Annotated in this window: 31 protein-coding genes; 23 read left to right on the plus strand and 8 right to left on the minus strand. The window is 66.1% G+C overall.

Annotated features, from left to right (window positions below; all coding sequences use genetic code 11):
- The 6 genes from AZSP09_RS15515 to AZSP09_RS15540 form a co-directional block, all read right to left on the minus strand.
- Positions 1-1,200 carry a type II secretion system F family protein gene (locus AZSP09_RS15515; protein ID WP_152090546.1) on the minus strand — a complete coding sequence of 400 codons (1,200 nt, stop codon included), beginning with the start codon at positions 1,198-1,200 and terminating at the stop codon, positions 1-3.
- A gap of 9 nt (positions 1,201-1,209) precedes the next feature.
- Positions 1,210-2,916, minus strand: coding sequence for a GspE/PulE family protein (locus AZSP09_RS15520; RefSeq protein WP_152090547.1), 1,707 nt, complete (start codon positions 2,914-2,916; stop codon positions 1,210-1,212).
- A complete protein-coding gene (locus AZSP09_RS20650; protein ID WP_152090548.1) occupies positions 2,913-4,178 on the minus strand; it encodes a tetratricopeptide repeat protein in 1,266 nt (421 codons plus the stop codon). The genes AZSP09_RS15520 and AZSP09_RS20650 overlap by 4 nt, the downstream gene beginning before the upstream one ends.
- Positions 4,175-6,079 carry a pilus (MSHA type) biogenesis protein MshL gene (gene mshL / locus AZSP09_RS15530; protein WP_152090549.1) on the minus strand — a complete coding sequence of 635 codons (1,905 nt, stop codon included), beginning with the start codon at positions 6,077-6,079 and terminating at the stop codon, positions 4,175-4,177. Before mshL ends, AZSP09_RS20650 begins: the two co-directional genes overlap by 4 nt.
- A 154-nt stretch (positions 6,080-6,233) precedes the next feature.
- Complete coding sequence (locus AZSP09_RS15535) at positions 6,234-7,685, minus strand: AAA family ATPase (RefSeq protein WP_152090550.1); 1,452 nt, start codon at positions 7,683-7,685, stop codon at positions 6,234-6,236.
- Positions 7,675-9,138, minus strand: coding sequence for a sigma-54-dependent transcriptional regulator (locus tag AZSP09_RS15540; RefSeq protein ID WP_152090551.1), 1,464 nt, complete (start codon positions 9,136-9,138; stop codon positions 7,675-7,677). Before AZSP09_RS15540 ends, AZSP09_RS15535 begins: the two co-directional genes overlap by 11 nt.
- Positions 9,139-9,295: 157 nt before the next feature.
- Here AZSP09_RS15540 and AZSP09_RS15545 point away from each other — a divergent pair, with 157 nt between their 5' ends.
- The 11 genes from AZSP09_RS15545 (at position 9,296) to AZSP09_RS15595 (ending at position 16,773) form a co-directional block, all read left to right on the plus strand.
- Complete coding sequence (locus AZSP09_RS15545; protein WP_152090552.1) at positions 9,296-10,117, plus strand: ABC transporter ATP-binding protein; 822 nt, start codon at positions 9,296-9,298, stop codon at positions 10,115-10,117.
- Positions 10,110-10,892 (plus strand): lipid asymmetry maintenance ABC transporter permease subunit MlaE, encoded by a 783-nt coding sequence (mlaE, locus tag AZSP09_RS15550; protein ID WP_014236495.1) that lies wholly within the window; start codon positions 10,110-10,112, stop codon positions 10,890-10,892. Before AZSP09_RS15545 ends, mlaE begins: the two co-directional genes overlap by 8 nt.
- Complete coding sequence (gene mlaD, locus AZSP09_RS15555; RefSeq protein ID WP_014236496.1) at positions 10,892-11,362, plus strand: outer membrane lipid asymmetry maintenance protein MlaD; 471 nt, start codon at positions 10,892-10,894, stop codon at positions 11,360-11,362. Before mlaE ends, mlaD begins: the two co-directional genes overlap by 1 nt.
- Positions 11,363-11,475: 113 nt before the next feature.
- Positions 11,476-12,165 (plus strand): MlaA family lipoprotein, encoded by a 690-nt coding sequence (locus AZSP09_RS15560; protein ID WP_083833936.1) that lies wholly within the window; start codon positions 11,476-11,478, stop codon positions 12,163-12,165.
- Positions 12,166-12,262: 97 nt separating this feature from the next.
- Positions 12,263-12,892, plus strand: coding sequence for an MlaC/ttg2D family ABC transporter substrate-binding protein (locus AZSP09_RS15565; protein WP_014236498.1), 630 nt, complete (start codon positions 12,263-12,265; stop codon positions 12,890-12,892).
- Complete coding sequence (locus AZSP09_RS15570) at positions 12,892-13,179, plus strand: STAS domain-containing protein (RefSeq protein WP_014236499.1); 288 nt, start codon at positions 12,892-12,894, stop codon at positions 13,177-13,179. Before AZSP09_RS15565 ends, AZSP09_RS15570 begins: the two co-directional genes overlap by 1 nt.
- 19 nt (positions 13,180-13,198) lie before the next feature.
- Entirely contained in the window at positions 13,199-14,122 is a 924-nt protein-coding gene (locus AZSP09_RS15575) for an ABC transporter ATP-binding protein (RefSeq protein WP_152090553.1), read from the plus strand.
- Complete coding sequence (locus tag AZSP09_RS15580) at positions 14,119-14,874, plus strand: ABC transporter permease (protein WP_152090554.1); 756 nt, start codon at positions 14,119-14,121, stop codon at positions 14,872-14,874. The genes AZSP09_RS15575 and AZSP09_RS15580 overlap by 4 nt, the downstream gene beginning before the upstream one ends.
- Positions 14,875-14,877: 3 nt before the next feature.
- Positions 14,878-15,123, plus strand: a complete 246-nt coding sequence (locus AZSP09_RS15585) for a BolA family protein (RefSeq protein ID WP_152090555.1) — start codon at positions 14,878-14,880, stop codon at positions 15,121-15,123.
- Positions 15,116-16,369 carry a UDP-N-acetylglucosamine 1-carboxyvinyltransferase gene (murA, locus tag AZSP09_RS15590; protein ID WP_014236503.1) on the plus strand — a complete coding sequence of 418 codons (1,254 nt, stop codon included), beginning with the start codon at positions 15,116-15,118 and terminating at the stop codon, positions 16,367-16,369. Before AZSP09_RS15585 ends, murA begins: the two co-directional genes overlap by 8 nt.
- Positions 16,370-16,503: 134 nt before the next feature.
- A complete protein-coding gene (locus AZSP09_RS15595) occupies positions 16,504-16,773 on the plus strand; it encodes a nitrogen fixation protein NifZ (RefSeq protein ID WP_014236504.1) in 270 nt (89 codons plus the stop codon).
- Positions 16,774-16,797: 24 nt separating this feature from the next.
- Here AZSP09_RS15595 and AZSP09_RS15600 read toward each other — a convergent pair whose 3' ends face one another.
- Complete coding sequence (locus tag AZSP09_RS15600; RefSeq protein WP_130460145.1) at positions 16,798-17,685, minus strand: cation diffusion facilitator family transporter; 888 nt, start codon at positions 17,683-17,685, stop codon at positions 16,798-16,800.
- Positions 17,686-17,807: 122 nt separating this feature from the next.
- Here AZSP09_RS15600 and hisG point away from each other — a divergent pair, with 122 nt between their 5' ends.
- Genes hisG through AZSP09_RS15620 form a run of 4 tightly spaced genes read left to right on the plus strand, consistent with a single transcriptional unit; the run spans position 17,808 to position 20,872 of the window.
- Complete coding sequence (gene hisG / locus AZSP09_RS15605; protein WP_152090556.1) at positions 17,808-18,458, plus strand: ATP phosphoribosyltransferase; 651 nt, start codon at positions 17,808-17,810, stop codon at positions 18,456-18,458.
- Positions 18,455-19,762 carry a histidinol dehydrogenase gene (gene hisD / locus AZSP09_RS15610; protein ID WP_152090557.1) on the plus strand — a complete coding sequence of 436 codons (1,308 nt, stop codon included), beginning with the start codon at positions 18,455-18,457 and terminating at the stop codon, positions 19,760-19,762. Before hisG ends, hisD begins: the two co-directional genes overlap by 4 nt.
- Positions 19,755-20,354, plus strand: coding sequence for a chromate transporter (locus AZSP09_RS15615; protein WP_014236508.1), 600 nt, complete (start codon positions 19,755-19,757; stop codon positions 20,352-20,354). The genes hisD and AZSP09_RS15615 overlap by 8 nt, the downstream gene beginning before the upstream one ends.
- On the plus strand, positions 20,351-20,872 hold the full coding sequence (locus AZSP09_RS15620; RefSeq protein WP_152090558.1) for a chromate transporter: 522 nt from the start codon (positions 20,351-20,353) through the stop codon (positions 20,870-20,872). The genes AZSP09_RS15615 and AZSP09_RS15620 overlap by 4 nt, the downstream gene beginning before the upstream one ends.
- 152 nt (positions 20,873-21,024) lie before the next feature.
- On the opposite strand, the gene hisC is transcribed toward AZSP09_RS15620, so the two are convergent.
- Positions 21,025-22,113 carry a histidinol-phosphate transaminase gene (gene hisC / locus AZSP09_RS15625; RefSeq protein ID WP_152090910.1) on the minus strand — a complete coding sequence of 363 codons (1,089 nt, stop codon included), beginning with the start codon at positions 22,111-22,113 and terminating at the stop codon, positions 21,025-21,027.
- A 125-nt stretch (positions 22,114-22,238) separates the two neighbouring features.
- Between hisC and hisB the strand changes: the two genes are divergently transcribed.
- Genes hisB through tatA form a run of 8 tightly spaced genes read left to right on the plus strand, consistent with a single transcriptional unit; the run spans position 22,239 to position 26,377 of the window.
- A complete protein-coding gene (gene hisB / locus AZSP09_RS15630; protein ID WP_014236511.1) occupies positions 22,239-22,826 on the plus strand; it encodes an imidazoleglycerol-phosphate dehydratase HisB in 588 nt (195 codons plus the stop codon).
- Positions 22,826-23,464, plus strand: a complete 639-nt coding sequence (hisH, locus tag AZSP09_RS15635) for an imidazole glycerol phosphate synthase subunit HisH (RefSeq protein WP_014236512.1) — start codon at positions 22,826-22,828, stop codon at positions 23,462-23,464. The genes hisB and hisH overlap by 1 nt, the downstream gene beginning before the upstream one ends.
- Positions 23,465-23,512: 48 nt before the next feature.
- On the plus strand, positions 23,513-24,253 hold the full coding sequence (gene hisA / locus AZSP09_RS15640; protein WP_152090559.1) for a 1-(5-phosphoribosyl)-5-[(5-phosphoribosylamino)methylideneamino]imidazole-4-carboxamide isomerase: 741 nt from the start codon (positions 23,513-23,515) through the stop codon (positions 24,251-24,253).
- The gene (hisF, locus tag AZSP09_RS15645) at positions 24,253-25,014 is read left to right on the plus strand and encodes an imidazole glycerol phosphate synthase subunit HisF (RefSeq protein ID WP_130460139.1); all 762 of its coding nucleotides are present in this window, start codon (positions 24,253-24,255) and stop codon (positions 25,012-25,014) included. The genes hisA and hisF overlap by 1 nt, the downstream gene beginning before the upstream one ends.
- A 7-nt stretch (positions 25,015-25,021) precedes the next feature.
- Entirely contained in the window at positions 25,022-25,429 is a 408-nt protein-coding gene (gene hisI / locus AZSP09_RS15650) for a phosphoribosyl-AMP cyclohydrolase (protein ID WP_014236515.1), read from the plus strand.
- Entirely contained in the window at positions 25,426-25,749 is a 324-nt protein-coding gene (locus AZSP09_RS15655) for a phosphoribosyl-ATP diphosphatase (RefSeq protein WP_014236516.1), read from the plus strand. Before hisI ends, AZSP09_RS15655 begins: the two co-directional genes overlap by 4 nt.
- 39 nt (positions 25,750-25,788) lie before the next feature.
- The gene (locus AZSP09_RS15660; RefSeq protein ID WP_152090560.1) at positions 25,789-26,148 is read left to right on the plus strand and encodes a histidine triad nucleotide-binding protein; all 360 of its coding nucleotides are present in this window, start codon (positions 25,789-25,791) and stop codon (positions 26,146-26,148) included.
- Between the two features lies 1 nt (position 26,149).
- Positions 26,150-26,377 (plus strand): Sec-independent protein translocase subunit TatA, encoded by a 228-nt coding sequence (gene tatA / locus AZSP09_RS15665; protein WP_152090561.1) that lies wholly within the window; start codon positions 26,150-26,152, stop codon positions 26,375-26,377.
- Positions 26,378-26,381 lie beyond the last annotated feature (4 nt).

The raw sequence follows: 26,381 nt of genomic DNA on the forward strand, positions 1-26,381 counted from the left end.
TCAGGTCTTGATCTTGCTGATGACGTCGTACACCGGCCCCAGGACAGCCAGCATGATCCAGCCCAGGACCGAACCGAGGATCAGGGTCAGGGCCGGCTCGATCAGGGACTGGATTTTCTCCACCGATTCCTTCACATCCCGGTTGAAGAAATAGCTGACATTGCGCAGAGCGGTGTCGAGGGAGCCGGTGCTTTCCCCCACTCGCAGCATGCGGATGACCAGGGGCGGAAAGAGACCGATGGTGTGGAAGGCGGTGGTGACGTTCTGGCCTTCGCCGATCAACTGCTCCACCTTTTCCAGTCCCTGGCGGACGACCTGATTGCCTACCACCTCTTCCGTGGTGCGGATCGATTCCAGGATGGGGATGCCTGAGGAATAGAGCAGGGCGAAGGTGTTGGCGAAGCGCGAAAGCACGATTTTCTTCAGGATCGGCCCGAAGACCGGTAGCTTCAGCTTGAAGGCATCGAAACCGTGCCGCACCGCTGGATTGGTGTGCAGCAGGTAGCTGAGCAGGGCGATGCCGAGGATGGGCAGGAGCAGGGCCAGGTACCAGTAATTGACCAGCAGGTCGGAGACGAAGAAGAGGGCCCGGGTCTGGGCCGGCAGTTCCTGGCCCATGTTGCGTACGAACTGCTTCAGCTGGGGCACCATGTACACCATGAGGAAGAAGGTGGCGCCCAGGACGATGGTGCCGACGAAGGCCGGGTACATCAGCAGCTTCTTGGTCTGGGAGGCGATCTCGTCCTCCCACTTGAGGGATTCGGTGAGGTTCTGCAGCACTTCGGAGAGCTGGCCGGTCAGTTCCCCGGCCCGCACCAGGCTGACGAAGACCTTGGTGAACACCCGGGGATGCAGGGTCATGGCCTGGGACAGGGTCTGGCCGCCCTCGATGGATTCCACCAGGCTGGCGATGACTTCGCGGAAGCGCGGATGTTCCAGGGAGTCCCGCAGGTCGGAGAGTCCTTCGAGGATGGGTACGCCGGCCCGATTCAGCTGTTCCAGGTGGAAACAGAAGTTGATCAGTTCCCGGCGCGGCACCGAGCCGCCGAACATCTCCCAGCTGCTCACCGGGGTGCCGTTGACCAGGTCCATTTCCATGCGCTTGAGGCGCATCTCCAGGTCCACCAGATTGATGGCGTCGAGGCGCCCCTGGATCATGCGGCCATCCGCATCGACGGCCTTGTAGTTGAAGAGTCCCATGGCCGGACCCTACATCCGGTCGGTGAGGTCCACCACCCGGGACAACTCCTCCAGGGAGGTGGAACCGTCAAGTACGCGGCGCAGGCCGTCGTCGGCCAGGGGGCGGAAACCCTGGCGGGTGGCCTCGTTGCGGATTTCCCGGGCCGTGGCGCGGCGCGCCACCAGCTCGTCCATGGCCGGCGTCATGCGCAGCAGTTCCATGATGGCGATGCGGCCCCGGTAGCCCTGGAAGTCGCAGCGCTCGCAGCCGCAGGGGCGGTAGATCACCGGCCGCGGCCCTTCGGCTGGAATGCCCAGCAGGCGGGATTCGTGGGCTTCGGCCTGGTAGGGCGTCTTGCAGCCGGGGCAGAGGCGGCGCACCAGGCGCTGGGCGACGATGCCGATGATGTTACCGGCCATCAGGTCCGGCAGGATGCCGATGTCCAGCAGGCGGGGAATGGCGCCGATGGCCGAGTTGGTGTGCAGGGTGGAGTACACCTGATGGCCGGTCATGGCGGCGCGGAAAGCCATTTCGGCAGTGTCCGTGTCGCGGATTTCGCCCACCAGGATCACGTCCGGGTCCTGGCGCATCATGGAGCGGATGCCGTTGGCGAAGTCCAGTTTGGCCGATTCCGCCACCGAGGTCTGGCGCACCAGGGCCATGGGGTATTCCACCGGGTCTTCCAGGGTCATGATGTTCACGCCCTCGGAATTGATGTGGTTGAGCACCGAATAGAGGGTGGTGGTCTTGCCGCTGCCGGTGGGGCCGGTGACCAGGATGATGCCCTCGGGCCGGGCGATCATCAGCTTGAGCAGGTCCAGATGGTCCTCCGCCAGTCCCAGACCCTCCAGGGGCACGATGCCCTTCTGCCGGTCCAGGATGCGCAGCACCACGTTTTCGCCGTGGATGGTGGGCTGGGCCGCGACCCGGAAGTCCACCTGGCGGCCGCTCAGCACCAGGTTGATGCGGCCGTCCTGGGGCGCCCGGGTCTCGGCGATGTTCATGCCGCTCATGACCTTGATGCGCACCGCCATGGCCGGCCAGTAAGACTTATGCAGGGCCCGGATCTGCCGCAGCATGCCGTCGATGCGGTAGCGGATGCGCAGGAAGTTGGCCTCCGGCTCGAAGTGCACGTCGGAGGCGTCCCGCTTCACCGCGTCGGCCAGGATGGCGTCGATCAGCCGCACCACCGGCTGGCTGTATTCGTCGGAGGAGGACTGCAGGCTCTTCCAGTCGATCTCGCCGGTCTCGATCTCGTGCAGGATGCCGTCGATGGACAGCTCGTAGCCGTAGTACTGATCGATGGCCCGGTCGATTTCCGATTCGCCGGCCAGCAGGGTCTCGATCTCCAGTTCGGCGTTGAGCTGGCTGCGCACCTTGTCCAGGGCGACGATGTCGTTGATGTCCGCCAGGGCCAGGGTCAGGCGGTGGCTTTCCGCATCGAAGTCCAGGGGCAGGATGTGGTGGCGCTTGGCCAGTTCCCGCGGCACCAGTTTGAGGGCGGAGGGGTCGATGACGGCCCGGGAGAGGTCGATGGAGCGCTTGCCCAGGCTTTCCGAAAGGGCTTCCCGCAGGGTCGTTTCCGAGACGAAGCCGAGGGATACCAGCAGCTTGCCCACCGGCTGGTTGGACTTCATCTGCTCCAGCAGGGCGATGCGCAGCTGGTCTTCGGAGATGATCCCCTGGGCGATGAGAATCTGGCCCAGGGGGCGGCGCTGGGGGCTGGGGGCGTTCATGGCGCGGCCAACTCCTGCAGCCGGCGCCGGGCGCCTTCCTTGTCGAACATGGCGGAGCGGCCGGCGGCGGCGCCGAGGGCCGCCTGGTAGTACTGCTGGGCCGGCTTGACCTGGCGCAGGTGGTCCAGGCTCACCGCCAGATTGAAGAGATAGTCCGGGTTGTCGCCGTCGCTGGCCAGGGACCTGAAATAGGCCTGCTGGGCTTCGCTCCAGCGGCCCTGGCGGGCGTACACATTGCCCAGGGCGAAGTGGGCGTGGCCGGCCTCGGGCTGGGTCGCCAGCAGATTCTTCAGGCGGCTTTCCGCCGCCGCCGGATCGCCGTTGCCGAGGAGGGATACCAGGCCGGCCAGGGCCACCGGGTTTTTCGGGTCCGCCTCCAGGGCCTTCAGGTAGAGGGCTTCGGCCTTGGCCGTCTGGCCCTCGCGGCCGGCAATGCTGGCCATGCCGAGCAGGGCGTCGGTGTTGCGCGGGTCGGCCTGCAGCACCTTGTCGTAGTCCTGCACCGCGGCGGCGAAATCCTCCCGCTGCAGGGCGCCGTAGGCCCGTTCCAGCAGCGGGTTGGTGGCCGGCTTGCCGCGGCTGAGGCGGATGGGGCTGGGCTCCTCCGGCGGCAGCGCCGGCTGGCGTTCCTGGGGCATGGGGCGCTCCCGGGTAAGGGGGGCGGGCATTTCCGGCATGGGCTGGCTGGGAGGCGCTTCCACAGCCGCGACTGGCATGGGGGGCGCGACGATGGGCGTCGCCATTGGTGCCGGCGGCAGGGGTTGGGGCTGCACCGGTGTCGGCGCCGGGCGGGCGATCATGGGGTTCTGGCTGAGGCCCTGCAACTGGAACCAGAAATAGATGCCGATGCCGAGCAGGCCCACCGCCAGGGCGCCCAGGGCAAGCCACAGCTTGTTGCGGTTGGGCGGTGTGCCGTTGCCGGCGGCCAGCTTGGCGTTGAAGAGATTGCGGGCCGCCTGGCGCTCCGCTTCCATATCGGCTGCGGCGGCAGGGGCGACACTTGGCGTGGGCGGCGGGGCGGGCTGGTGGGAGGATTGGGGCGGCGGGGCGGCGGGGCTGGGCGCCGGGCTGGCGGCCACCGCCGCCAGGTCGGCATCCACCGTTGCCAGGTGGTCGTCCAGATTGGGCAGGGGCGACTGCCCCTGGCTGCCGGGCTGGGGGCTCACCGGCTCCAGGCTCAGTTCGCCGGGCGCCCCGGTGGCGGGGGCCGCGTTGCGCTTGGCCTCCTCCGCCTTCTTCAGGGCATCCATGAGCAGGCTCACGGCCGCGGCTCCATGCCGGAGGGCGCCATCTGCTGCTGGGGCCCCGGGTTGTTGGCGAAGAAGTCCTTGGTCGGCAGGGCGTCCCTCAGGTTGGCGTAGTCGCCGCCGATGCTGGCTTCGCGGATGATGACCGGGCGCAGGAAGATGACCAGTTCGGTCTTCTGCAGGGAGTCGTCCTTGGCCGAGAAGAGGCCGCCGGCCACGGGCAGGCGGGAGAGTCCGGGAACGCTGTCGGCCCGGTTCTGCAGCATCTCCTCCATGAGACCGCCCATGACGGCGATGTTGCCGTTTTCCACCCGCAGCACCGATTCCATCTCCCGGGTGCGGATCACCGGGACCTTGCTCTCGATGCTGTCGGCCAGGCCGTTGATGCCCTTCTTCAAGGCCGGATTGGGGTCGGGGATTTCATCCACCACCCGGGAGATGCTGGGGCGGATGTTGAGCAGCACCGTGTCGTCGCCGCTGATCTGGGCGGTGACGTTCATGACGAAGCCCACCGGCACCGAGTTGAGGGTGGTGGTGTAGGTGGTGACGGTGTTCACCTGGTTCTGGCTGGTGTCGGCCTTGATGGTGAAATAGACGTGGTTGTCCACCACCTTGATCACCGCCGTCTGGTTGTTGAGGACGCTGATCTTGGGGCTGGACAGCACCTTCACCGTGCCGAAGGTTTCCAGCAGGCGCAGGGCGCCGGTGAAGCCGCCGCCGGAGGTGGAGTTCTTGTAGCCGATCTCGAAATTGCTGCCGCTGGCGATGATGCCGGCCACGGCACCGCCCAGGGTCTGGGTCAAGGTGAAGCCGGCGGCACCGCCGGTGATGCGGCTCCAGTTGATGCCCTGCTGGTAGTTCTGGTCCAGTCGCACTTCGGCGATGGTGGCTTCGATCAACACCTGGCGCCGGGCGCTGCCCATCACCTGGTCCACGTATTCCTGGATTTTCTCGTGCTGGCGCGAGGTGGCGCGCACCGTGACAATGCCCGTTTCCGGATGGGCCATGACCGAGGCCGCCTCGCGGAAGGTGGTGCGCCGTACCACCATGGCGCCGCTGTTCTGCAGGGTGGCCGGATTGGCGCTGCCTGCCAGGCTGGTGGCGGGCGCCGAGGTGCGGCTGCCGGCGGTCGGGGGCGTGCCAGTGCCGGTGGTGGTCTGGGTGGCGGCCATTTCGGTGACCGTTTCCGAGGAGCCTTCGGGCATGACCTTGTCGGTTTCCCGCAGGATGTCCTTGATGTTCTGGATCAGGTTGTCCCAGAAGTGGTGCTGGGCCTTGTTCTCGATGCGGGTGACGGAACTGTTGCCGGTGCCGGCGGTGCCCGGGACGGTGGTGGTGCCGGTAGTGCTGGCCCCGGCGCCAGCGGTGGCGATCTGGGTGGTGACCGAGACGGTGCCTGCTGTGTCCCGGGTCATGTTCACGTAGTCGATCTTGTAATTGCGCAGGTAGGGTGTGTCCGGCATCACCGCCAGATTGGGGCCGTCCAGCTCGAAGCGCATGTCCACCTGCTTGGCCAGGCGGTTGAGGATCTGGGGCAGGGTCTGGTCGATGGCGTTGAGGGTCACCGTGCCGCTGATGCCTGGGTGGATATCCACGTTGAGCTTGGCGTCCCGGGCCAGGGCGAACAGCAACTCCTGCACCTTGACGTTGTTCACCACCACCGAATAGGTCTCGGTGCGGGGGGCAATCCGGGGTTTGGGCAAGGCCGCCGTCTGCATCACCGGTGCCGGAATGGCGCCGCTGACCACGGGCGCCGAGTCCGCCTGCAGGTGGGCCTTGCTGGGGTCCTTGGCAACGGGGGAGGCGCAGGCACCGAGTAGCCCCAGTGAGCATGCGGCCCATAGAGAAAGCAGTGGGAAATGCTTGGGGCGGGAGGCGTGGCCGTCGGGGCGATGGCCGTATTGGGCAGGCTTCATGGGGCGGGCCTTGTCAGTTGTCTCGTTATGGGGCCGTTCTTATGTAACGCTATGTTTTAACGTCAATTATTGTTTGAAGCTCGATTCACTCTAGCATAATTGTTTTTGTAGAAATGGGGCTTTCCTCACACTTTCCCGCCTGTTTTTCCAATTTTTAACGTAGCCGCTGCACTTGCCGCGGATAGGGGCGGGTGTTGCGGATGGCTTCGGGGAGGGCGGCCAGGGCGGCCACGGCGCTGCTGCGGTCCGGAAAGTCGCCGTAGGTCACACCCCAGCGCGGCCCCTCGGCTGCACTCCGGTAGTAGGCGCGCAGCGTTCCGGGCGGCAGGCTGCGGGCGGCCTGGGTGAGGAAACTTTCCACTTCCCGGGTGGCGCTGCCTTTGACCGCCAGCAGTTGCAGCACATAGTGACGGTCGTCCGCCTGGGCTAGCCAGGACTGGTGTGCCGCCAGGGCTTCCCGGGTGAGGCGGCCGGCGTTCTGCGGCAGATCGGCGGGGAGTTTGGCGGTAGCGGCGCTAGGAGGGGCGGCCTGGGCTTCCTGCGGTACGGATTCGGGGGCCGGTGTCGCCGGTGAGTCCTGGGCGGGCGACGTTGCCGCGGGGGTGGCGGTGGCGCTTGCGGTGGCCGGTGAAGGCGTGGCGGCGGGGAATTGGGGGGCGGATACGGCAGCTTCGGAGGGAGTGGCGGCGACGCTCTGCCGTCCCGCCCAGTAGGCGCCAAAGGTGAGGGCCAGGCCCAGGGGCAGGACCAGCAGGATGGGGCGTAGGGCGGTGACCGCCTTGTTGCTGGCAGCCGGCAGTGGGGTGAACTGGGCGTCCGTCACCGCGGCTTGCACCTGGGGCTGGTCCACCAGGTGGGTGTTGGCCGCAAAGGCAGCCAGCATGGCCTTGTCCGCCAGGATGTTGATGCGCCGGGTAAGCCCTTCCGATGCGGTGTCGATGCCTTGCAGGGCCCGCGGGCTGAAGATGTCCGGTCCGTGGTAGCCGGCAGCCCGCAGGCGGAACATCAGGTAGGGGCCGATGTCGGTGCGGCGCAGGGGCTCCAGGCCGAAGTTGTGGGTGATGCGTTCCTTCAGCTGGCGCAGGTCCGGCTGGGCCAGGCGCTCGTCCAGCTCCGGCTGGCCGAAGAGGACGATCTGCAGGAGCTTGTGGCGGGAGGATTCCAGGTTGGAGAGGAGGCGGATTTCCTCCAGGGTTTCCCCCGGCATGGCATGGGCCTCGTCGATCAGCACCACCACCCGGCGTCCGGCGGCATAGCTTTGCAGCAGGCGTTCCTGCAGGGCCTTGAGCAGCAGGGAGGGGCGTCCTTCGGGCAGCTCCAGCTGCAGCTCGGCGGCCAGGGCATGGAGAATCTCGTCCCGGGAATAGGAAGGGTTGGCCAGGTAGACCGTTTCCACCGTGGCCGGCAGCTTTTCCAGCAGCATGCGGCACAGCATGGTCTTGCCGCTGCCCACCTCGCCCGTCACCTTGACGATGCCCTCGTCGTTGCTGATGGCGTAGATCAGGGCTTCCAGGGTGGCGCCCCGGTTGCCCCCGGCAAAGAAGAAGTCGGTGTGCGGGGTGATGCGGAACGGAGCCTCCCGCAGGCCGTAGTGTTCAAGGTACATGGCGGTCCTCGTTTCCTTGGTCCTGGCTGGGCAGGCGCTCCAGGCTGTCCCGGCGGGCGTGCAGGGTGGTGCGGTTGATGCCGAGCAGGCGGGCTGCCTGGCTCAGGTTGCCCTGGGTGATCTGCAGGGCGGCCTCCACATAGGCTTTTTCCCAGCGGGCCAGGTGCTGGTCCAGGTCGAAACTGGCCGGGGCCTGCTGCAGGTGCTCCCGGGCGGCCCGGATGTCGGGTGTCACGGGCTGGTCGTGGCGGGGACCAGTATCGGGCTGGGGCAGGTCCAGTTCGCCGGCCAGCTGTTCAGTCGTCACCGTTTGGCCCGGATATTTGGCGGTGAGGCGGATGACGATGTTGCGCAGCTCCCGCACGTTGCCGGGGAAGGCATAGCCATCCCACAGGGCCCGGGCCGGCTCGTCCAGCCGGAAGGGCGGGAGGTGGCTCTGCTGGGCATAGCGCTGGCGGAAGTGCTCCAGGAGTTCCTGCCGGTCCCGGCCCATTTCCCGCAGGGGCGGGACCAGGATGCTGAATACGGAGAGGCGGTGGTAGAGGTCGGCCCGGAAGCGTCCCTCGCGCACCTCCCTTTTCAGGTCCCGGTTGGTGGCGGCGACGATGCGGGCGTTGCTGCGGCGGCTCTGGGTTTCGCCGACCCGCTGGAACTCGCCGTTTTCCAGGACCCGCAGCAGCTTGGGCTGCAGCTCCAGGGGCAATTCGCCGATTTCGTCGAGAAATAGGGTGCCGTCCGCCGCGTCCTCGAAATAGCCGCTGCGGGCGCCGGCGGCCCCGGTGAAGGCCCCCTTGGCGTGGCCGAACAGGGTGGGCTCCAGCAGGGTGGGCGAGATGGCGGCACAGTTGAGGGCCAGGTAGGGCTTGTCGCGGCGGCCGGTGGCCAGGTGCAGCTGATGGGCGACGATTTCCTTGCCGCTGCCCGATTCGCCTTCGATCAGCACCGGAAACGGGGAGTCGGCGTAGTGGTGGATCTGGGCCCGCAGCTTCTCCATGGGTTCGCTGTGGCCCAGGAGGGGCGAATCGGCCGGGGCCGCCTCGCGGAAAGTGAGGCTGTTCAGCAGGGCCTGACGCAGGAGGGCGGGGTCGGCCGGTTTGGCGATGAAGTCCACCGCTCCCAGGGTGCGGGCGTGGCGGCCGTGGGCTTCCCCGTCCTGGCCGGAAAGCACCAGGATGCGCATGGCCGGCGACAGGGCCAGCAGTTCGCCGATGAGGGCAAAGCCTTCATCCGGCTGGTGGGGCAGGGGAGGCAGTCCCAAATCCACCAGGGCTAGATCGGGTGGCTGGCGCAGTTGGCGCAGCAGGCTGGCGCAGTGGCTGCGGGAGGGGCTGGTGAGGACTTCGAACGAGGACGCCAGGGAATAGGCCAGCGTGTCGCTGATCAGGGGGTCGTCGTCCACGATCAGCAGCAGGGGGCGTGACGATGCCGCGGGGAAGGCGCTTTTATCGGGCATTTTCGTTCGCTCGAAATTGGTGGCAGCAAGGGGGCTTGCAGCGCTTTATGTGGCCAAAATACGCCACTTCCCCGGGAGTTTCGCTGGAATTTTTCACGGAGCCCCAGGGCCTATCTGCTAAAATCGCCCCCTTTGGTTTTTTCAGCAAGGATTTTCCGTGCCGACCGAGAGTCTGGTCGAAATACGCGGCCTCAACTTCGCCTACGATACCGATTCCGGCCCCCGCAAGGTGCTGGAAGGCATCGACATGAGCTTCCACAAGGGCAAGGTGGTGGCCATCATGGGCGGCAGTGGCTGCGGCAAAACCACCCTGTTGCGCCTGATCGGCGGCCAGCTGCGTCCCAGTGCGGGCGAGGTCAAGGTGGCCGGCCATGCGGTGCACCGCATGAATACCCGGGAACTCTATGCCCTGCGCCGCCGCATGGGCATGCTGTTCCAGTTCGGCGCCCTGTTCACCGACATGTCCGTGTTCGACAACGTGGCCTTCCAGATTCGGGAACATACCGATCTGCCGGAAGAGCTGATCCGCGACATGGTGTTGCTGAAACTGCAGGCCGTCGGCCTGCGCGGCGCCGCCGGGCTGATGCCGAACGAGCTTTCCGGCGGCATGGCCCGCCGGGTGGCCCTGGCCCGGGCGGTGGCCCTGGACCCCATGCTGATCATGTACGACGAGCCCTTCACCGGCCTCGATCCCATTTCCCTGGGTGTCATCGGCCAGCTGATCCGCAAGCTCAACGATGCCCTGGGAGCGACCTCCATCATGGTCACCCACGATATCCAGGAGTCCCTGCAGATCGTCGACTACATCTACTTCATGTCTGCCGGACGGGTTGTGGCCCAGGGCACGCCGGACGAGATCCGGGCCTCCCGGGACCCCTTCGTGCATCAGTTTGTCCATGCCGAGGCCGACGGCCCGGTGCCTTTCCATTACCCGGCGGTGTCCGTGGCCGATTCCCTGCTGGGAGGTGTGCGTGGCTGATTTGTTGCGTCGGCTGGGCGCCAGCCTGGTGGATCGTATCTGGCAGCTGGGTTTTGCCAGCCGCTTCTTCTGGGCCGTCCTGCGTTATTCCGGCCAGTGCCTGACCCGGCCCAACCTGACGGTCCGGGAAGTCTATTTCAGTGGCGTGCTGTCCCTGCTCATCATCACCGTTTCCGGCCTCTTCGTCGGCATGGTGCTGGGGCTGCAGGGCTATGAAACCCTGCAGCGCTTCGGTTCCTCCGAAGCCCTGGGCATCCTGGTGGCCCTGTCCCTGGTGCGGGAACTGGGCCCCGTGGTGGCGGCCCTGCTGTTCGCCTCCCGGGCCGGTTCCTCCATCACGGCGGAAATCGGCCTGATGAAGGCCACCGAGCAGTTGAAGGCGATGGACATGATGGCCGTCAATCCCCTGGCCCGGGTGGTGGCGCCCCGTTTCTGGGGTGGCGTCATTTCCATGCCCTTCCTGGCGGCCCTGTTCTCGGCCATGGGGGTGTTCGGCGGCTGGCTGGTCGGCGTGGTGCTGATCGGCGTCGATGATGGCGCCTTCTGGTCCCAGATGCAGGCTTCCGTCGATTTCCGCGAGGACATCCTCAACGGCGTCATCAAGAGCGTGGTGTTCGGTGCCGCCGTGTCGTGGATTTCCGTATTTGAAGGCTATGACTCGGCGCCGACCGCCGAGGGGGTTTCTCGCGCGATCACGCGCACTGTGGTGACGTCGGCCCTGGTTATCCTGGCGCTGGATGTTGTTCTCACCTCGTTTATGTTCCGGGGGGCTTGATGAATCGTAAGGTGCTCGACCTGTGGGTCGGTGTTTTTGTCGCTATTGGTTTCCTGTCACTGTTGTTTTTGGCACTAAAAGTGGGGAATCTGTCCGGTTCCAACTTTGCCGAGACCTACGTCCTGCAGGCCAAGTTTGATAATATCGGGGGCCTGAAGGTCCGCGGTCCGGTGAAAAGTGCCGGTGTGGTGGTGGGTCGGGTGTCGGAAATCCATTTCGATCCCCAGACCTACGAAGCCGTGGTGACCATGACGGTGGATACCCGTTTCAAGTTTCCGAAGGATACTTTCGCTTCGATCCTGACTTCCGGCCTGCTTGGTGAGCAGTACATCGGGCTGGATGTAGGCGGGGACGAGAAAATGCTCTCCCCCGGCGACTCCATCTCCAAGACCCAGTCGGCGGTGGTACTGGAGAAACTGATCAGCCAGTTCCTGTTCAACAAGGCATCCGAAGGACAGGACAAGAAGTAAGCCGGTTTTGCCATGGCTTCATTCCTCTGGCATGCTTGGCGCGACGCACAAATAACTAACTATCGATATTTCGAGGGACAAAAGTGGATAAAAAGGTAGCCAAGCGTTTCGGTATGTTCGCGTTAGCCACGGCTTTGCTGGCCGGACTCTCCGGCTGTGCCAGCACCGCCAACAACCCCAAGGATCCCCTGGAAGGTTTCAATCGGGCCATGTTCTCCTTCAATGACGGCCTGGACAAGGCCATCATCAAGCCGGTGGCCCAGGGCTACGACTACGTCCTGCCCCAGCCGGTGCAGACCGGGGTCGGCAACTTCTTCGGCAACATCGCCGACGTCTTCATCGCCGTGAACAACCTGCTGCAGGGCAAGCCCGCCGACGCCGCCTCCGATGCCGGCCGCTTCCTGCTGAATACCACCATCGGCGTCCTGGGCGTGTTCGATGTGGCCACGCCCGCCGGTCTGGAAAAGCACGACGAGGACTTCGGCCAGACCTTCGGCCGTTGGGGTGTGGGCGAAGGCGCCTACGTGGTGTGGCCGTTCATCGGCTCCCGCACCGTGCGTGATACCGCCGGTTACGTGGTGGATGTGGCTGTTGATCCGGTGTGGAACGTGGATCACGTGCCGACCCGCAACAGCCTGGCCGTGCTGCGCCTGGTGGATACCCGCGCTTCCCTGCTGCCTGCGGAGAAGGTCATCGACGATGCCGCCCTGGACAAGTACACCTATATGCGCGATGCCTACCTGCAGCGCCGCAAGAGCCTGGTTTACGACGGCAACCCGCCCCGGGAAAAGCTTGAGGACTGAGTCTTCCCCCTCCTGATCATACCCCGCCGCCAGGCGGGGTATGTCTTTGTGCTCCCCCCTAAGTTAAAATCCGCTTCCCAATTAGAGAGATTGCGCCATGAAAGCCATTCGTGTCCTTTTCACCATTCTCAGCTTCGGTCTCCTGTCTGCTCCCGTCTTCGCCGACGACATGGCCCCCGATGTGCTGGTCAAGAAAGTGACCGATGAGGTGCTGGCCGTGGTCCGCGCCGACAAGGACCTGCAGAACGGCAACACCAAGAAGGCCATCGACCTGGTGGAAACCAAGGTGCTGCCTCACTTCAACTTTACTCGCATGACCGCCCTGGCCCTGGGCCGCGAGTGGTCCAAGACCAGCGCCGAGCAGAAGACCCGGCTGACCAACGAATTCCGCATCCTGCTGGTGCGTACCTATTCCAACGCCCTGACCGCCTACAAGGATCAGACCGTCGAGTACAAGCCCTTCAAGATGCAGGCCGGCGAAACCGACGTGACCGTGCGTACCCTGGTGCACCAGACCAACGGCAAGCATATCGGCCTGGACTACGCCCTGGACAAGCAGGCCGACGGCTGGAAGGTCTATGACGTGGTGGTGGCCGGCGTTTCCCTGGTGACCAACTACCGCGAATCCTTCACCCAGGAAATCCGCGCCAATGGCGTCGATGGCCTGATCAGCACCCTGGCTGCCAAGAACAAGGGCCTGGAAGCCGCTGCCGCCGGTAAGAAGTGATGATCTCCATTGAAGGTTCCACCCTGAGGGTGACTGCCCCCATGGTGATTGCCAATGCACGGGAACTCCTGGCCCAGGGCCAGGATGCCCTGGCCGCCACGCCCGGGCTAACCCGGGTTGATCTGTCCGCCGTGACCGAGGCCGATTCCTCGGCCCTGACCCTGCTCTTCGCCTGGCTGCGCCGTGCTCAGACCCAGGGCCGTCAGCTGGATATCGTTGCGCCTCCCGCCGGCCTGTTGAGCCTGGCGGAGCTGTACGGTATTTCCGACCTCCTGCCCCTGGCCTGAGCCTGTCGCCCGGAATCCCATGGGCACTGCTGTCCACTTCGATCGTGTCGCCAAGCGCTTCGGCTCCCTGCAGGCCCTGGCCGGAGTCTCCCTGGAAATCGCCGAGGGCGAGTTCTTCGGCCTTCTGGGGCCCAACGGCGCCGGCAAGACCACGCTGATTTCCTGCCTTGCCGGCCTGGCCCGGCCTGATGCCGGCAGCGTCCGGGTGCTCGGCCGCGACGTGGTGGCCGACTATCGGGAGGCCCGGCGCCTGCTGGGCGTGGTGCCCCAGGAGCTGGTCTTCGACCCCTTCTTTTCCGTGCGCGAAACCCTGCGCATCCAGTCCGGCTATTTCGGCATCCGCAACAACGATGCCTGGATCGACGAGATTCTGGAAAACCTGGACCTCACCGCCAAGGCCGATACCAACATGCGCCGTCTCTCCGGTGGCATGAAGCGGCGCGTGCTGGTGGCCCAGGCCCTGGTGCACAGGCCGCCGGTGATCGTCCTTGACGAACCCACGGCCGGCGTCGATGTGGAACTGCGCCAGGGGCTGTGGGAATTCATCCGCCGCCTCAACGGCGAAGGCCACACCATCATCCTCACCACCCATTACTTGGAAGAGGCGGAAACCCTGTGCGGCCGCATCGGCATGCTCAAGCAGGGGCAGCTGGTGGCTCTGGATGAGACGGCCAGCCTGTTGCGCCAGTTTTCCGGCCACACCCTGACCCTGCGCCTGGGCCAGGGTGATCTGCCCGCGGTCCTGGCGCCGCGCCTGCTGTCCCGGGAGGGGGCCGTCTGCCGTCTGCGGCTGGCGGGCTTTGCCGAATTGGAACAGGTGCTGGCCGACCTGCGCCAGGCAGGTTGCGGCGTCGCCGACCTGAAGCTGGACGAGCCGGACCTGGAGGAGGTCTTCGTTCGCCTGATGCGCGGCGAAGTCAGCCGGGAGGCAGTGCAGCCATGATGCTGGGCTTTCGTACCCTGTTCTACAAGGAAGTGCTGCGTTTCTGGAAGGTCGGCTTCCAGACCGTAGCGGCACCGGTGCTGACGGCCCTGTTGTACCTGCTCATCTTCGCCCACGTGCTGGATGAAAACACCCGTATCCACGGCGTCACCTACACCGCTTTCCTGGTGCCCGGGCTGGTGATGATGTCGGTGCTGCAGAACGCCTTCGCCAATTCCTCCTCTTCCCTGATCCAGTCCAAGGTTACCGGCAGCGTGGTGTTCGTGCTGCTGCCGCCCATCGCCTACGGCGAGTTTTTCCTTGCCTACGTCCTGGCGGCCCTGGCCCGGGGCGTGCTGGTGGGGCTGGGAGTGCTACTGATGACGCTGGCCTTCGCCCCCCTGCAACTGGCCCATCCCCTGTGGGCCCTGGCCTTTGCCGTGCTTGGCGGCGCCATGTTGGGGGCCCTGGGCATGATCGCCGGCATCTGGGCCGACAAGTTCGACCAGCTGGCGGCCTTCCAGAACTTCCTGATCATGCCGCTGACCATGCTCTCCGGCGTCTTCTACTCCATTCACAGCCTGCCGCCCTTCTGGCAGCAGGTGTCCCATTTCAACCCCGTGTTCTATATGATCGACGGTTTCCGCTACGGCTTTTTCGGTGTTTCCGACGCCGCTCCGCTACAAAGCCTGCTGGTGGTGTCCGTCTGCTTTGCCGCGCTCACCGCGCTGACCCTGGCCCTGCTCAAGCGGGGCTACAAATTGAGAGCCTGACCCATGGTAAGACCCGAAGATATCCAAACCTACATCCAGGAGGGATTGCCCTGCGACCATATCCGGATCGACGGGGATGGCCATCACTTTGAAGCGGTGATCGTCAGCGCCGAGTTCGCCGGCAAGAGCCGGGTGCAGCGCCAGCAACGGGTTTACCTGACCATCAAGGACCGTCTGGACAGCGGCGAAATCCACGCCCTCTCCTTCAAGACCTTCACCCCGGAAGAATGGGAGGCCCAGCGTGGATAAGCTCCTCATCCAGGGCGGCACGCCCCTGCGCGGCGAAGTGGCCATTTCCGGCGCCAAGAATGCGGCCCTGCCCATCCTCTGCGCCTCCCTGCTGTCGGCCGAGCCCCTGCGCCTGTCCAGCCTGCCCCACCTCAACGACGTCTCCACCATGCTCGGCCTGCTCGGCCAGATGGGCCTGGAAGTGACCCTGGACGGCGCCGACGGCGTGGTCCTGGACGCCAAGGGCCTCAACAACCCGGTGGCTCCCTACGACCTGGTCAAGACCATGCGCGCCTCCGTGCTGGTGCTGGGCCCCCTGGTGGCCCGCTGCGGCGAAGCCAAGGTGTCCCTGCCCGGCGGCTGTGCCATCGGTGCCCGGCCGGTGGACCAGCACATCAAGGGCCTGCAGGCCATGGGGGCCGAGGTCAAGGTGGAGCACGGCTACATCCATGCCAAGGCCAGCCGCCTCAAGGGCGCCCGCATCTGCACCGACATGGTCACCGTCACCGGCACCGAGAACCTGATGATGGCCGCCGTGCTGGCCGAGGGCGAAACCGTCATCGAGAACGCCGCCCGGGAACCGGAAGTGGTGGATCTGGCCAACTGCCTCATCTCCATGGGCGCCCGCATCTCCGGCGCCGGCAGCGACGTCATCCGCATCCAGGGCGTGGACAAGCTCCACGGTGCCACCCACCGCATCATGCCGGACCGCATCGAGACCGGCACCTACCTCTGTGCCGCCGCCGCCACCGGCGGCGAGGTGCGCCTGACCCGCACCTCCTCCGCCTATCTGGATGCGGTCATCGACAAGCTCATGGATGCCGGCTGCGACATCCAGACCGAGCGCGACGCCATCAGCCTCAAGGCCCCGGCCCGCCTCAAGGCCGTCAGCATCCGCACCGCCCCCTATCCCGCCTTCCCCACGGACATGCAGGCCCAGTTCATGGCCCTCAACACCGTGGCCGACGGCGCCGCTACCATCCGCGAGACCATTTTCGAGAACCGCTTCATGCATGCGGTGGAACTGGCCCGCCTGGGCGCCGCCATCGACATCAACGGCAACACCGCGGTGGTCAAGGGCGTGCCCCAGCTGGAAGGGGCCACGGTGATGGCCACCGACCTGCGGGCCTCAGCCTCCCTGGTCATCGCCGCCCTGGTGGCCAAGGGCGAGACCCTGATCGAGCGCATCTACCACCTGGACCGGGGCTACGAGCGCATCGAGGAGAAGCTTTCCAAGCTGGGAGCCAGCGTGCGCCGGGTGCGCTGAACCGCCGTTCCCCGACAAAAAAGCCCCGTTGTCGTGCATGCGACAACGGGGCTTTTTTTAACTGCATGAAAAACAAGGGATTTCGTTCAGGCATCAAGATTGCTGGATGGGGCTGTCCTCAATGGAGAAAGCCCATGCCCAACTACCTCAACATCGGCGACGTGATTTTCGCCCGGGAAACCATCCAGAACGACGGCGGCGTGCCCGAGCAGCCGGAAGATGCGGTCTTCGCCCGGCCGGGAAGCCGCGGCGTGGTGGTGCAGATCGGCGCCGCCGCGGCCGACATGCGCCAGGAAATCATCCTGGTGCGCTTCGAAGGCACGGACGGGGTGCTCGGTCCGCCCGTCGGCTGCCTGCCCGAGGAACTGACCCAGGACGAGGCCGAAGCTGCGGCCCTGGCCTGAGCCGGCGGAGGGCGGGGCGCGGCCCTAGCCCTTGTCGTCCGGTTCGAAGAAGACCCAGCGCACGTCCGGGAAGGATGCCTTGAGGGCGTCCTGCACCGCATTGATCTGGTCGATGAGGCCGCTGGCACTCTGCTGTTCGGCCATGCGGGCCTTCACCGCGACGAAGAGGTAGCTGCCCATCTGGAAGGAGATCAGGTTGTAGAGGGTTTCCACCTCCGGGCGCTGACGCAGCCACTGCTCCATGGCCGCATGGGCGGCGGGCTCGGCGCTCTGGCCGATGAGCAGGGCCTTCACCTCCAGGCCGACGCCGATGGCCACCACCACCAGCAGGGCGCCGACGGCGATGCTGCCCCAGGCGTCGAAAGCCGGATTGCCGGTGGCGAGGGAAAGCAGGATGGCGCCCAGGGCCAGGGTCAGACCGGCCAGGGCGGCGATGTCCTCGCCCATGACCACGATCAGCTCCGACTCCCGGCTGTCACGGAAGTAGCGCCAAAGCGGCATGTCGCCCGCCTTCTCGCGGATTTCGTGGATGCAGCCGCGCAGGGACCAGGCTTCCAGCAGCACGCCGACGCCCAGGACGATGATGGCGACCCAGGGATTTGCCAGGGGCTCCGGGTGGGACAGCTTGTGCACGCCCTCGTAGATGGAAAAGGCGCCGCCCAGGGAGAAGAGCATGATGGCCACCATGAAGGACCAGAAGTAGGTGGCTTTGCCGAAGCCCAAAGGGTGGTCCGGCGTCGGCTGCCGCCTGGCCTGCCTGATGCCCAGCAGCAACAGCAGCTGGTTGGCGCAGTCGGCGGCGGAGTGCACGGCTTCGGCCAGCATGGCGGAGGAGCCGGTGTAGGCGGCTGCCACGGCCTTGGAGGCGGCGATGCCGGCGTTGGCGGAAAGGGCGTAGATGATGGCGCTCATGGGCAGTCCGGAGGCGGGGGAAGGTCATGCTTTTACCATAAGCCCGGCTGCGGCCCAAGAAGCATGGTCCAAGGCGGGGCGGCGATACGGTAAAATGCCTTCTTTTGCCCCGGGAAAACGCCGTGAACGGCATTACCATCGCCCTCTCCAAGGGCCGCATCTTCGAAGAAACCCTGCCCCTGCTGGCGGCGGCCGGCATCGTGCCCGCCGAAAATCCCGAAACCTCCCGCAAGCTGATCATCGCCACCAACCGCCCTGACGTGCGGGTGGTGATTGTCCGCGCCACCGATGCGCCGACCTATGTCCAGCATGGCGCCGCCGACCTCGGCGTGGTCGGCAAGGACGTGCTGATCGAGCACGGCGGTGCCGGCCTGTACCAGCCCCTGGACCTGAAGATCGCCAAGTGCCGCATGAGCGTGGCCGTGCCCGCCGGCTTCGACTACGAGCATGCCGTGCGCCAGGGCGCCCGTTTGAAGATCGCCACCAAGTACACCAAGATCGCCCGGGAGCATTTTGCCGCCAAGGGCGTGCACGTGGACCTCATCAAGCTCTACGGCTCCATGGAACTGGCGCCCCTGGCCGGCCTGTCGGACGCCATCGTGGACCTGGTGTCCACCGGCGGCACCCTGAAGGCCAACAACCTGGTGGAGGTGGAACACATCATGGACATCTCCTCCCGTCTCATCGTCAACCAGGCTTCCCTGAAACTTAAGCGGGAAACCCTCGGTCCCATCCTGGACGCCTTTACCCAGGCCGTGGAGAAGAATGCATGAGCAGCGTGAACATCAAGCGCCTGAACAGCGCCGACGCCGATTTCCAGCAGCGCCTCGATGAACTGCTGGCCTTCGAGGGCGCCCAGGACGAGAACATCGAAAAGACCGTGGTCGGCATCCTGGCCGACGTCAAGGCCCGGGGCGACGCCGCGGTGGTGGAGTACACCAACCGCTTCGACCGTCTCTCCGTTGCCGGCATGGCCGCCCTGGAGCTGCCCAAGGCCGAGCTGCAGGCCGCCCTGGACGGCCTTCCCGCCGAGCGCCGGGCCGCCCTGGAAGCGGCTGCCCAGCGCATCCGCACCTACCACGAGCGCCAGCTGGGTGCCGGCTTCACCTACACCGAAGCCGACGGCACCATGCTCGGCCAGATGGTGACGCCCCTGGACCGGGTCGGTCTCTACGTGCCCGGCGGCAAGGCCGCCTATCCCTCCTCGGTGCTGATGAACGCCCTCCCGGCCAAGGTGGCGGGGGTCAAGGAACTGATCATGGTGGTGCCCACTCCCGGCGGCGAACACAACGCCCTGGTGCTGGCGGCCGCCTGTCTGGCCGGTGTGGATCGCGTCTTCACCATCGGCGGCGCCCAGGCCGTGGCCGCCCTGGCCTACGGCACCGAAAGCGTGCCCCAGGTGGACAAGATCGTCGGCCCGGGCAATGCCTACGTGGCCTGCGCCAAGCGCCGGGTGTTCGGCATCGTTGGCATCGACATGGTGGCCGGCCCCTCCGAGATCCTGGTGCTGGCCGACGGCTCCACGGACCCGGACTGGGTGGCCATGGACCTCTTCTCCCAGGCCGAACACGACGAGCTGGCCCAGTCCATCCTGATCTGCCCCAACGCCGCCTACATCGAGAAGGTGCAGGCCAGCATCGACAAGCTGCTGCCCACCATGCCGCGCCGCGACGTGATCCGCACCTCCCTGGAAAACCGGGGCGCCCTGATCCTGGTGCAGGATCTGGAAGAGGCCGTGGCCATGGCCAACCGGGTGGCCCCGGAGCACCTGGAGCTGTCCCTGGCCGAGCCCGATGCCTGGGTGGAGAAGATTCACCACGCCGGCGCCATCTTCATCGGCCCCTACACCTCCGAGTCCCTGGGCGACTACTGCGCCGGCCCCAACCACGTGCTGCCCACCTCCGGCAGCGCCCGCTTCTCCTCGCCCCTGGGGGTCTATGACTTCCAGAAGCGCACCAGCCTGATCCGGGTGTCGAAGGCCGGGGCCCAGACCCTGGGCCGCATCGCCGCCACCCTGGCGGACGGGGAGGGCCTGCCGGCCCACGCCCAGTCGGCCCGCTACCGTCTCGATGCCTGAGGCCGGCGCACAGGAACAGCCCGGGGGCGGGGGAGGCAACTCTCCCGCCCCTGTCACGTGCAGGCAGCTGTTTCTCGGCTTTTCCTCCGTCGGCATTTCCGGCTTCGGCGGCGTCCTGCCCTTTGCCCGGCGCATGCTGGTGGAGGAGCGGCGCTGGCTGACGGCGGAGGAATTCAATTCCCTGCTGGGCCTGTGCCAGTTCCTGCCCGGGCCCAATGTGGCCAACCTCTCCATCGCCGTGGGTTCCCGCTACCAGGGCATCCGCGGTGCCATTGCCGCGGTGAGCGGCCTCTTCGGCGGCCCCCTGCTGATCGTGCTGCTGCTGGGCCTGCTCTATGACCGCTACGGCCAGCTGCCCCAGGTCCAGGGCCTGTTGCGGGGCGTGGCGGCGGTGGGCTGCGGCCTGCTCTTCGGCACCGCCCTGCGCATGGGCCTGGCCTTGCAGGTGAAGCGCCTGTTCCTGCCCTTCACCCTGGCGGTGTTCGTCGCCGTGGCCCTGCTGCGCTGGCCCATGCCCATCGTCATGGTGGCCTTGCTGGCGCTTGCCGCCGGCGTCGCCTACGCCCACCTGAAACGCAAGGGGGCGCCGTGAGCCTGCTGGCCGACCTCTTCTTCCAGTTCGCCCTGCTCTTCTGCGTCGCCTTCGGCGGCGCCTCGGCCCTGCTGCCGGAAATGCACCGGGTGGTGGTGCTGGAAAAGCACTGGCTGGACGATGCCACCTTCACCCATCTCTACGCCATCGCCCAGGCCGCCCCCGGCCCCAATGGCCTGGTGGTGAGCCTGATCGGCTGGGAGGTGGCGGGCGTGCCCGGTGCCCTGGCCGCCTCCCTGGGCATGGTGCTGCCCACGGGCATCATGATCTACCTGCTGATGCAGCACTGGCACCGCTTCGCCGGCGCCCGCTGGCAGCAGTCGGTGCAGCTGGGGGTGGCTCCCCTGGCGGTGGGCCTGGTTTTCGCCGCCGCCTTCCTCATCGGCCAGGCGGCCGGCCTCGGCTGGGGCGGGGTGCTGCTGGCCGGTTTGACGGCCGCCGCCCTGCTCAAGACTAAGTGGCACCCCCTGTGGCTGATCGCCCTGGGCGGTGTGGTGGGCTTGCTGGGCTGGGTGTGAGGCGGTCTCGGGGCGGTGGCTGGAGAGGCAATATCTGCGCGCCTTCCGGCCGTGCCGTGGCGGAGAGTGGCGTCCCTGCTGCCTCGTAGGGCAGGGGGAAAACAAAAGGCCCGTCCAGCTGGACGGGCCTTTGTCTTGGGGGCGCCGGCGATTTAGCCGAGGATTTCCTTGAGGGCTGCCACCAGGGCGCCGCACTGCTCGTCGGTGCCGATGGTGATGCGCAGGAACTGGTCGATGCGCGGCGCCTTGAAGTGGCGCACGATGATGCTGCGCTGGCGCAGGGCCTGGGCCAGCTCGGCGCCGTCCCGGCCCGGGTGGCGGGCGAAGACGAAGTTGGCGGCGGAGGGCAGGACCTGGAAGCCGAGCAGGGTGAGGTCGCTCACCAGCTGTTCCCGGCTGGCGATCACCGCATTGCGGGTGCGGTCGAACCAGGCCCGGTCCTCCAGGGCGGCCACGGCGCCGGCGATGGCGATGCGGTCCAGGGGGTAGGAGTTGAAGCTGTTCTTGACCCGTTCCAGGGCCTCGATCAGGTCCGGGTGGCCCACCGCGTAGCCCACCCGCAGGCCCGCCAGGGAGCGGGACTTGGACAGGGTGTGCACCACCAGCAGGTTGGGGAAACGGTTCACCAGGGCAATCGCCGTCGGGATTGTGTCCTGGCCGCCGAAGTCCACGTAGGCCTCATCCACCACCACCACCGATTCCGTATTGGCCGTCAGCAGGACCTCGATCTCTTCCAGGGGCAGCAGGCGGCCGGTGGGAGCGTTGGGATTGGGGAAGATGATGCCGCCGTTGGCGCGGCGGTAGGCGGAAAGGTCGATGCCGTAATCCCCGTCCAGGGCCACGGTTTCGGCGCTAATGCCGTAGAGGCCGGCATAGACCGGGTAGAAGCTGTAGCTGATGTCCGGGTAGAGCAGGGGGGCATCATGTTGCAGCAGGGCCATGAAAACGTGGGCCAGCACCTCGTCGGAGCCGTTGCCGACGAAGACCTGCCTGGCGCCGATGCCGAATTCGCCGTAGAAGGCGGCCACCGCCTCCTTCAGCCGGTCGGCGCTGGGGTCCGGGTAGAGGCGCAGGCTGGCGCCGTCATGGCCGATCTCCGCCTGCATGGCGGCCACGGCCTGGGGGGAGGGCGGGTAGGGGTTTTCGTTGGTGTTCAGCTTCACCAGATTGGGCAGCTTGGGCTGCTCCCCGGGAACGTAGGGGGTGAGGCGATTTACCAGGGGGCTCCAGAATTTGCTCATGGCCGGACGGATCAGGGAAAAGTGGATGGGGCGGGCGGCGCGAAAGGGCACGCCGCCACGGCTGGTGCAGGGCTGAAATGGTATCATGGCCGCTGTTTCCGACTTACCCATTCAACGGTGCTCCCATGCGGCAAGCCGAAGTTTCCCGAAATACCCTCGAAACCCAGATCACGGTCCGTCTCAATCTGGACGGCACCGGCTGTGCCAAGCTCAATTCCGGCATTCCCTTCCTCGACCACATGCTGGACCAGATCGCCCGCCACGGCCTGATCGATCTGGAGGTGGAGGCCAAGGGTGACCTGCACATCGACGGTCACCACACGGTGGAAGACATCGGCATCGCCATCGGCCAGGCCCTCACCCAGGCCCTGGGCGACAAGAAGGGCCTGACCCGCTACGGCCACGCCTATGTGCCCCTGGACGAAGCCCTGTCCCGCGTCGTGGTGGACCTTTCCGGCCGCCCCGGCCTGGAGTTCCATGTGGACTTCAAGCGGGCCATGCTCGGCACCCTGGATACGGAACTGGTGCACGAATTCTTCCAGGGCCTGGTGAACCATGCCTTCATCACCCTGCACGTGGACAACCTGCGCGGTGAGAACGCCCACCACCAGTGCGAGACCGTGTTCAAGGCCTTCGCCCGTGCCCTGCGCATGGCGGTGAGCCCGGACCCGCGCACTGCCGGCGTCATTCCCTCCACCAAGGGGGCGCTGTAATGGGCAAGATCGCCGTCATCGACTACGGCATGGGCAACCTGCGCTCCGTCTGGCAGGCCCTGGAGCACGTGGCCGAAGGCAGGGAAGTGGTGGTCACCGCCGATCCGGCGGTGGTCGCCGCCGCCGAGCGGGTGGTCTTTCCCGGCCAGGGCGCCATGCCCGACTGCATGGCCGAACTGGACGCCCGGGGCCTGCGCCCCGCCGTGCTGCAGGCCGCCAAGGACAAGCCCTTCCTCGGCATCTGCATCGGCCTGCAGATGCTCTTCGAGCACAGTGAAGAGGGCGACGTGCCCGGCCTGGGCGTTTTCGCCGGCCAGGTGCGCCGTTTCCCCGCCGACAAGATGGTGGCCGCCGACGGCAGCCGCCTCAAGGTGCCCCACATGGGCTGGAACCAGGTGCGCCACACCCGGCCCCATGCCCTGTGGGAAGGCATCGAGGACGGCGCCCGCTTCTACTTCGTGCACAGCTACTACGTGACCCCGGAAGACCCGGCCGTGGTGGCGGGCACGGCCGACTACGGCATCCCCTTTACCTGTGCGGTGGCCCGGGATAATATTTTTGCGATCCAGTCCCACCCGGAAAAGAGCGCCCGCGACGGCCTCGCCCTGCTGCGCAACTTCATCCGCTGGCAGCCCTGACGGCCGCCGGCATCCCCTCCGACTTACTCTCTCTACGTATTCGCGATCATGCTGATCATTCCCGCGATTGACCTGAAGGACGGCCAGTGCGTCCGTCTCAAGCAAGGCCTGATGGAAGAGGCGACCGTCTTTTCCGAGTCCCCCGCCGAGCAGGCCCGCCACTGGCTGGACCAGGGCGCCCGCCGCCTGCACCTGGTGGACCTCAACGGCGCCTTTGCCGGCCAGCCGAAGAACCAGGGGGCCATCAAGGCCATCCTCAAGGAAGTGGGCGACGAGATCCCGGTGCAACTGGGCGGCGGCATTCGCGACCTGGACACCATCGAGCGCTGCCTCGATGCGGGCCTCACCTACGTCATCATCGGCACCGCCGCGGTGAAGAATCCTGGTTTCCTGCATGACGCCTGCGTCGCCTTCCCCGGCCACATCATCGTCGGCCTGGACGCCAAGGACAGCAAGGTGGCGGTGGACGGCTGGTCCAAGCTGACCGGCCACGACGTCATCGACCTGGCCAAGAAGTACGAGGACTACGGCGTCGAATCCATCATCTACACCGACATCGGCCGCGACGGCATGCTCTCCGGCATCAATATCGAAGCCACGGTGAAGCTGGCCCAGGCCCTGAAGATCCCCGTCATCGCCTCCGGCGGTCTTTCCAATCTGGACGACATCCGCAAGCTGTGCGAAGTGGAAGGCGAAGGCGTGGTCGGCACCATCGCCGGCCGGGCCATCTACGACGGCTCCCTGGATTTCAAGGCTGCCCAGGACGCTGCAGACAAGGCCAGCAAGTAATGGCGCTGGCCAAACGCATCATCCCCTGCCTGGACGTGACCGCGGGTCGCGTCGTCAAGGGCACCAATTTCGTCGAACTGCGGGATGCCGGTGACCCGGTGGAAATCGCCCGCCGCTACGACGAGCAGGGCGCCGACGAGGTCACCTTCCTCGACATCACCGCCAGCTCCGATCAGCGCGACATCATCCTGCACATCATCGAGGCCTGCGCCTCCCAGGTGTTCATTCCCCTGACGGTGGGCGGTGGCGTGCGCAAGGTGGAGGACGTGCGCCGCCTGCTCAACGCCGGTGCCGACAAGGTCTCCATGAACACCGCCGCCGTGCAGAATCCGGACCTGGTGTCCGACGCCTCGGCCAAGGTGGGCTCCCAGTGCATCGTCGTCGCCATCGACGCCAAGCAGACGGCGCCGGGCCAGTGGTGCGTGTTCACCCACGGCGGCCGCAACAATACCGGCATCGACGTGGTGACCTGGGCTAAGGATGTGGCGGCCCGGGGCGCCGGCGAGATACTGCTCACCTCCATGGACCGGGATGGCACCAAGAACGGCTTCGACCTGGCCCTGACCCGGGCGGTTTCCGATGCGGTGGCCATTCCCGTGATCGCCTCCGGCGGCGTCGGCAACCTGCAGCACCTGGCCGATGGCGTCACCCAGGGCGGTGCCGATGCGGTGCTGGCCGCCTCCATCTTCCACTTCGGCGAATACACGGTGCGCCAGGCCAAGGAATACATGCGCGACCGGGGCATCGAGGTGCGCCTCTAGGCAAACCATGAGCCACGATCTCGATCCCTCCCTGTCCTGGCTGGACGCCCTCAAGTTCGGCGCCGACGGCACCATTCCGGTGATCGCCCAGGACGCCGCCAGCGGCCGCGTCATCATGTTCGCCTACGCCAACCGGGAAACCCTGGCAGAAACCGCCCGCACCGGCCGCGCCACCTACTGGAGCCGTTCCCGCAACAAGGTCTGGCGCAAGGGCGAGGAATCGGGCCACTTCCAGCACGTCAAGGAAATGCGCGCCGACTGCGACGGCGATGTGGTCCTGCTCAGCGTCGAGCAGGAAGGCGGCATCGCCTGCCACACCGGCCGCGAAAGCTGTTTCTTCTACCGGCGGGAAGGCGATCGCTGGATTCCGGCCGACCCGGTTCTCAAAGACCCGAAGGAAATTTACGCAAAATGAGCACTCACGACATCCTGCATCGCCTCTCCGACACCCTGGCTTCCCGCCGCAACGCGGACCCGGAGACTTCCTACACCGCCCAGCTCTTTTCCAAGGGCCCGGACTCCATCCTGAAGAAGATCGGCGAGGAATGCGCTGAGCTGATCATGGCCGGCAAGGAAGGCAAGCGCCTCAACATCGTCTGGGAATCCACCGACGTCATCTACCACATCCTGGTGCTGCTGGCCTTCTACGGCCTGTCCATCGAGGACGTGTCCCAGGAAATGCGCCGTCGTGAGGGTATTTCCGGGATTGACGAAAAGGCTTCACGCACGAAATGATGCGGCTCCCCGCGATTTTTCAAGCCATCCGGACCTGATATGGACAACTGCATTTTCTGCAAGATCGTGCGCGGCGAGATTCCCTCGCGCAAGGTGTACGAGGACGAGCACGTGTTCGCCTTCCACGACATCAATCCCTTGCGGCCGGTCCATGTGCTGGTGATTCCCAAGCGCCACATCGAATCCCTGGCCCACGCCAGCGAGGACGATGCGCCGGTGCTGGGGCGCCTGCTGGCGGTGGCCAACAAAATTGCGGTCGATCAAGGCAGCCCCGAGGGCTTCCGCGTCATCATCAACACCGGCCGCATCGGCCAGCAGGAAGTACCGCACCTGCACGCCCACATTGTCGGGGGCGACGCTCCCGTGGGGCCGATGCTGAAACGAATTCAAGGAGACTGATATGGGTAGCTTTAGCATTTGGCACTGGCTCATCGTTCTGGTGATCGTCATGCTGGTTTTCGGCACCAAGAAACTGCGCAACATCGGCCAGGACCTGGGCGGTGCGGTGAAGGGCTTCAAGGACGGCATCAAGGAAGGTACCGCCGAAGGCGCTGCCGCCACCCCACCCCAGCAGGTCGCCGGCGGCCAGACCATCGAGGGCGAGGTCAAGGAAAAGACCAAGTCCTGAACCG

It is taken from the genome of Azospira sp. I09, assembly GCF_009177135.1.
GTDB classification, from domain to species: Bacteria; Pseudomonadota; Gammaproteobacteria; order Burkholderiales; family Rhodocyclaceae; genus Azospira; species Azospira oryzae.

Excerpts from the sequence above, each read along its gene's own strand:
- hisA (WP_152090559.1), top strand. The coding sequence starts at position 23,513 with ATGCTGATCATTCCCGCGATTGACCTGAAGGACGGCCAGTGCGTCCGT.
- AZSP09_RS15565 (WP_014236498.1), top strand. The coding sequence starts at position 12,263 with ATGAAAGCCATTCGTGTCCTTTTCACCATTCTCAGCTTCGGTCTCCTG.
- AZSP09_RS15585 (WP_152090555.1), top strand. The coding sequence starts at position 14,878 with ATGGTAAGACCCGAAGATATCCAAACCTACATCCAGGAGGGATTGCCC.
- AZSP09_RS15570 (WP_014236499.1), top strand. The coding sequence starts at position 12,892 with ATGATCTCCATTGAAGGTTCCACCCTGAGGGTGACTGCCCCCATGGTG.
- AZSP09_RS15520 (WP_152090547.1), bottom strand. The coding sequence starts at position 2,916 with ATGAACGCCCCCAGCCCCCAGCGCCGCCCCCTGGGCCAGATTCTCATC.
- hisH (WP_014236512.1), top strand. The coding sequence starts at position 22,826 with ATGGGCAAGATCGCCGTCATCGACTACGGCATGGGCAACCTGCGCTCC.
- AZSP09_RS15575 (WP_152090553.1), top strand. The coding sequence starts at position 13,199 with ATGGGCACTGCTGTCCACTTCGATCGTGTCGCCAAGCGCTTCGGCTCC.
- AZSP09_RS15535 (WP_152090550.1), bottom strand. The coding sequence starts at position 7,685 with ATGTACCTTGAACACTACGGCCTGCGGGAGGCTCCGTTCCGCATCACC.
- AZSP09_RS15580 (WP_152090554.1), top strand. The coding sequence starts at position 14,119 with ATGATGCTGGGCTTTCGTACCCTGTTCTACAAGGAAGTGCTGCGTTTC.
- AZSP09_RS15560 (WP_083833936.1), top strand. The coding sequence starts at position 11,476 with ATGTTCGCGTTAGCCACGGCTTTGCTGGCCGGACTCTCCGGCTGTGCC.
- AZSP09_RS15540 (WP_152090551.1), bottom strand. The coding sequence starts at position 9,138 with ATGCCCGATAAAAGCGCCTTCCCCGCGGCATCGTCACGCCCCCTGCTG.
- hisD (WP_152090557.1), top strand. The coding sequence starts at position 18,455 with ATGAGCAGCGTGAACATCAAGCGCCTGAACAGCGCCGACGCCGATTTC.
- AZSP09_RS15615 (WP_014236508.1), top strand. The coding sequence starts at position 19,755 with ATGCCTGAGGCCGGCGCACAGGAACAGCCCGGGGGCGGGGGAGGCAAC.
- AZSP09_RS15600 (WP_130460145.1), bottom strand. The coding sequence starts at position 17,685 with ATGAGCGCCATCATCTACGCCCTTTCCGCCAACGCCGGCATCGCCGCC.
- AZSP09_RS15595 (WP_014236504.1), top strand. The coding sequence starts at position 16,504 with ATGCCCAACTACCTCAACATCGGCGACGTGATTTTCGCCCGGGAAACC.
- tatA (WP_152090561.1), top strand. The coding sequence starts at position 26,150 with ATGGGTAGCTTTAGCATTTGGCACTGGCTCATCGTTCTGGTGATCGTC.
- hisI (WP_014236515.1), top strand. The coding sequence starts at position 25,022 with ATGAGCCACGATCTCGATCCCTCCCTGTCCTGGCTGGACGCCCTCAAG.
- AZSP09_RS15515 (WP_152090546.1), bottom strand. The coding sequence starts at position 1,200 with ATGGGACTCTTCAACTACAAGGCCGTCGATGCGGATGGCCGCATGATC.
- hisB (WP_014236511.1), top strand. The coding sequence starts at position 22,239 with ATGCGGCAAGCCGAAGTTTCCCGAAATACCCTCGAAACCCAGATCACG.
- AZSP09_RS15655 (WP_014236516.1), top strand. The coding sequence starts at position 25,426 with ATGAGCACTCACGACATCCTGCATCGCCTCTCCGACACCCTGGCTTCC.
- hisC (WP_152090910.1), bottom strand. The coding sequence starts at position 22,113 with ATGAGCAAATTCTGGAGCCCCCTGGTAAATCGCCTCACCCCCTACGTT.
- hisF (WP_130460139.1), top strand. The coding sequence starts at position 24,253 with ATGGCGCTGGCCAAACGCATCATCCCCTGCCTGGACGTGACCGCGGGT.
- mshL (WP_152090549.1), bottom strand. The coding sequence starts at position 6,079 with ATGAAGCCTGCCCAATACGGCCATCGCCCCGACGGCCACGCCTCCCGC.
- AZSP09_RS15660 (WP_152090560.1), top strand. The coding sequence starts at position 25,789 with ATGGACAACTGCATTTTCTGCAAGATCGTGCGCGGCGAGATTCCCTCG.
- mlaD (WP_014236496.1), top strand. The coding sequence starts at position 10,892 with ATGAATCGTAAGGTGCTCGACCTGTGGGTCGGTGTTTTTGTCGCTATT.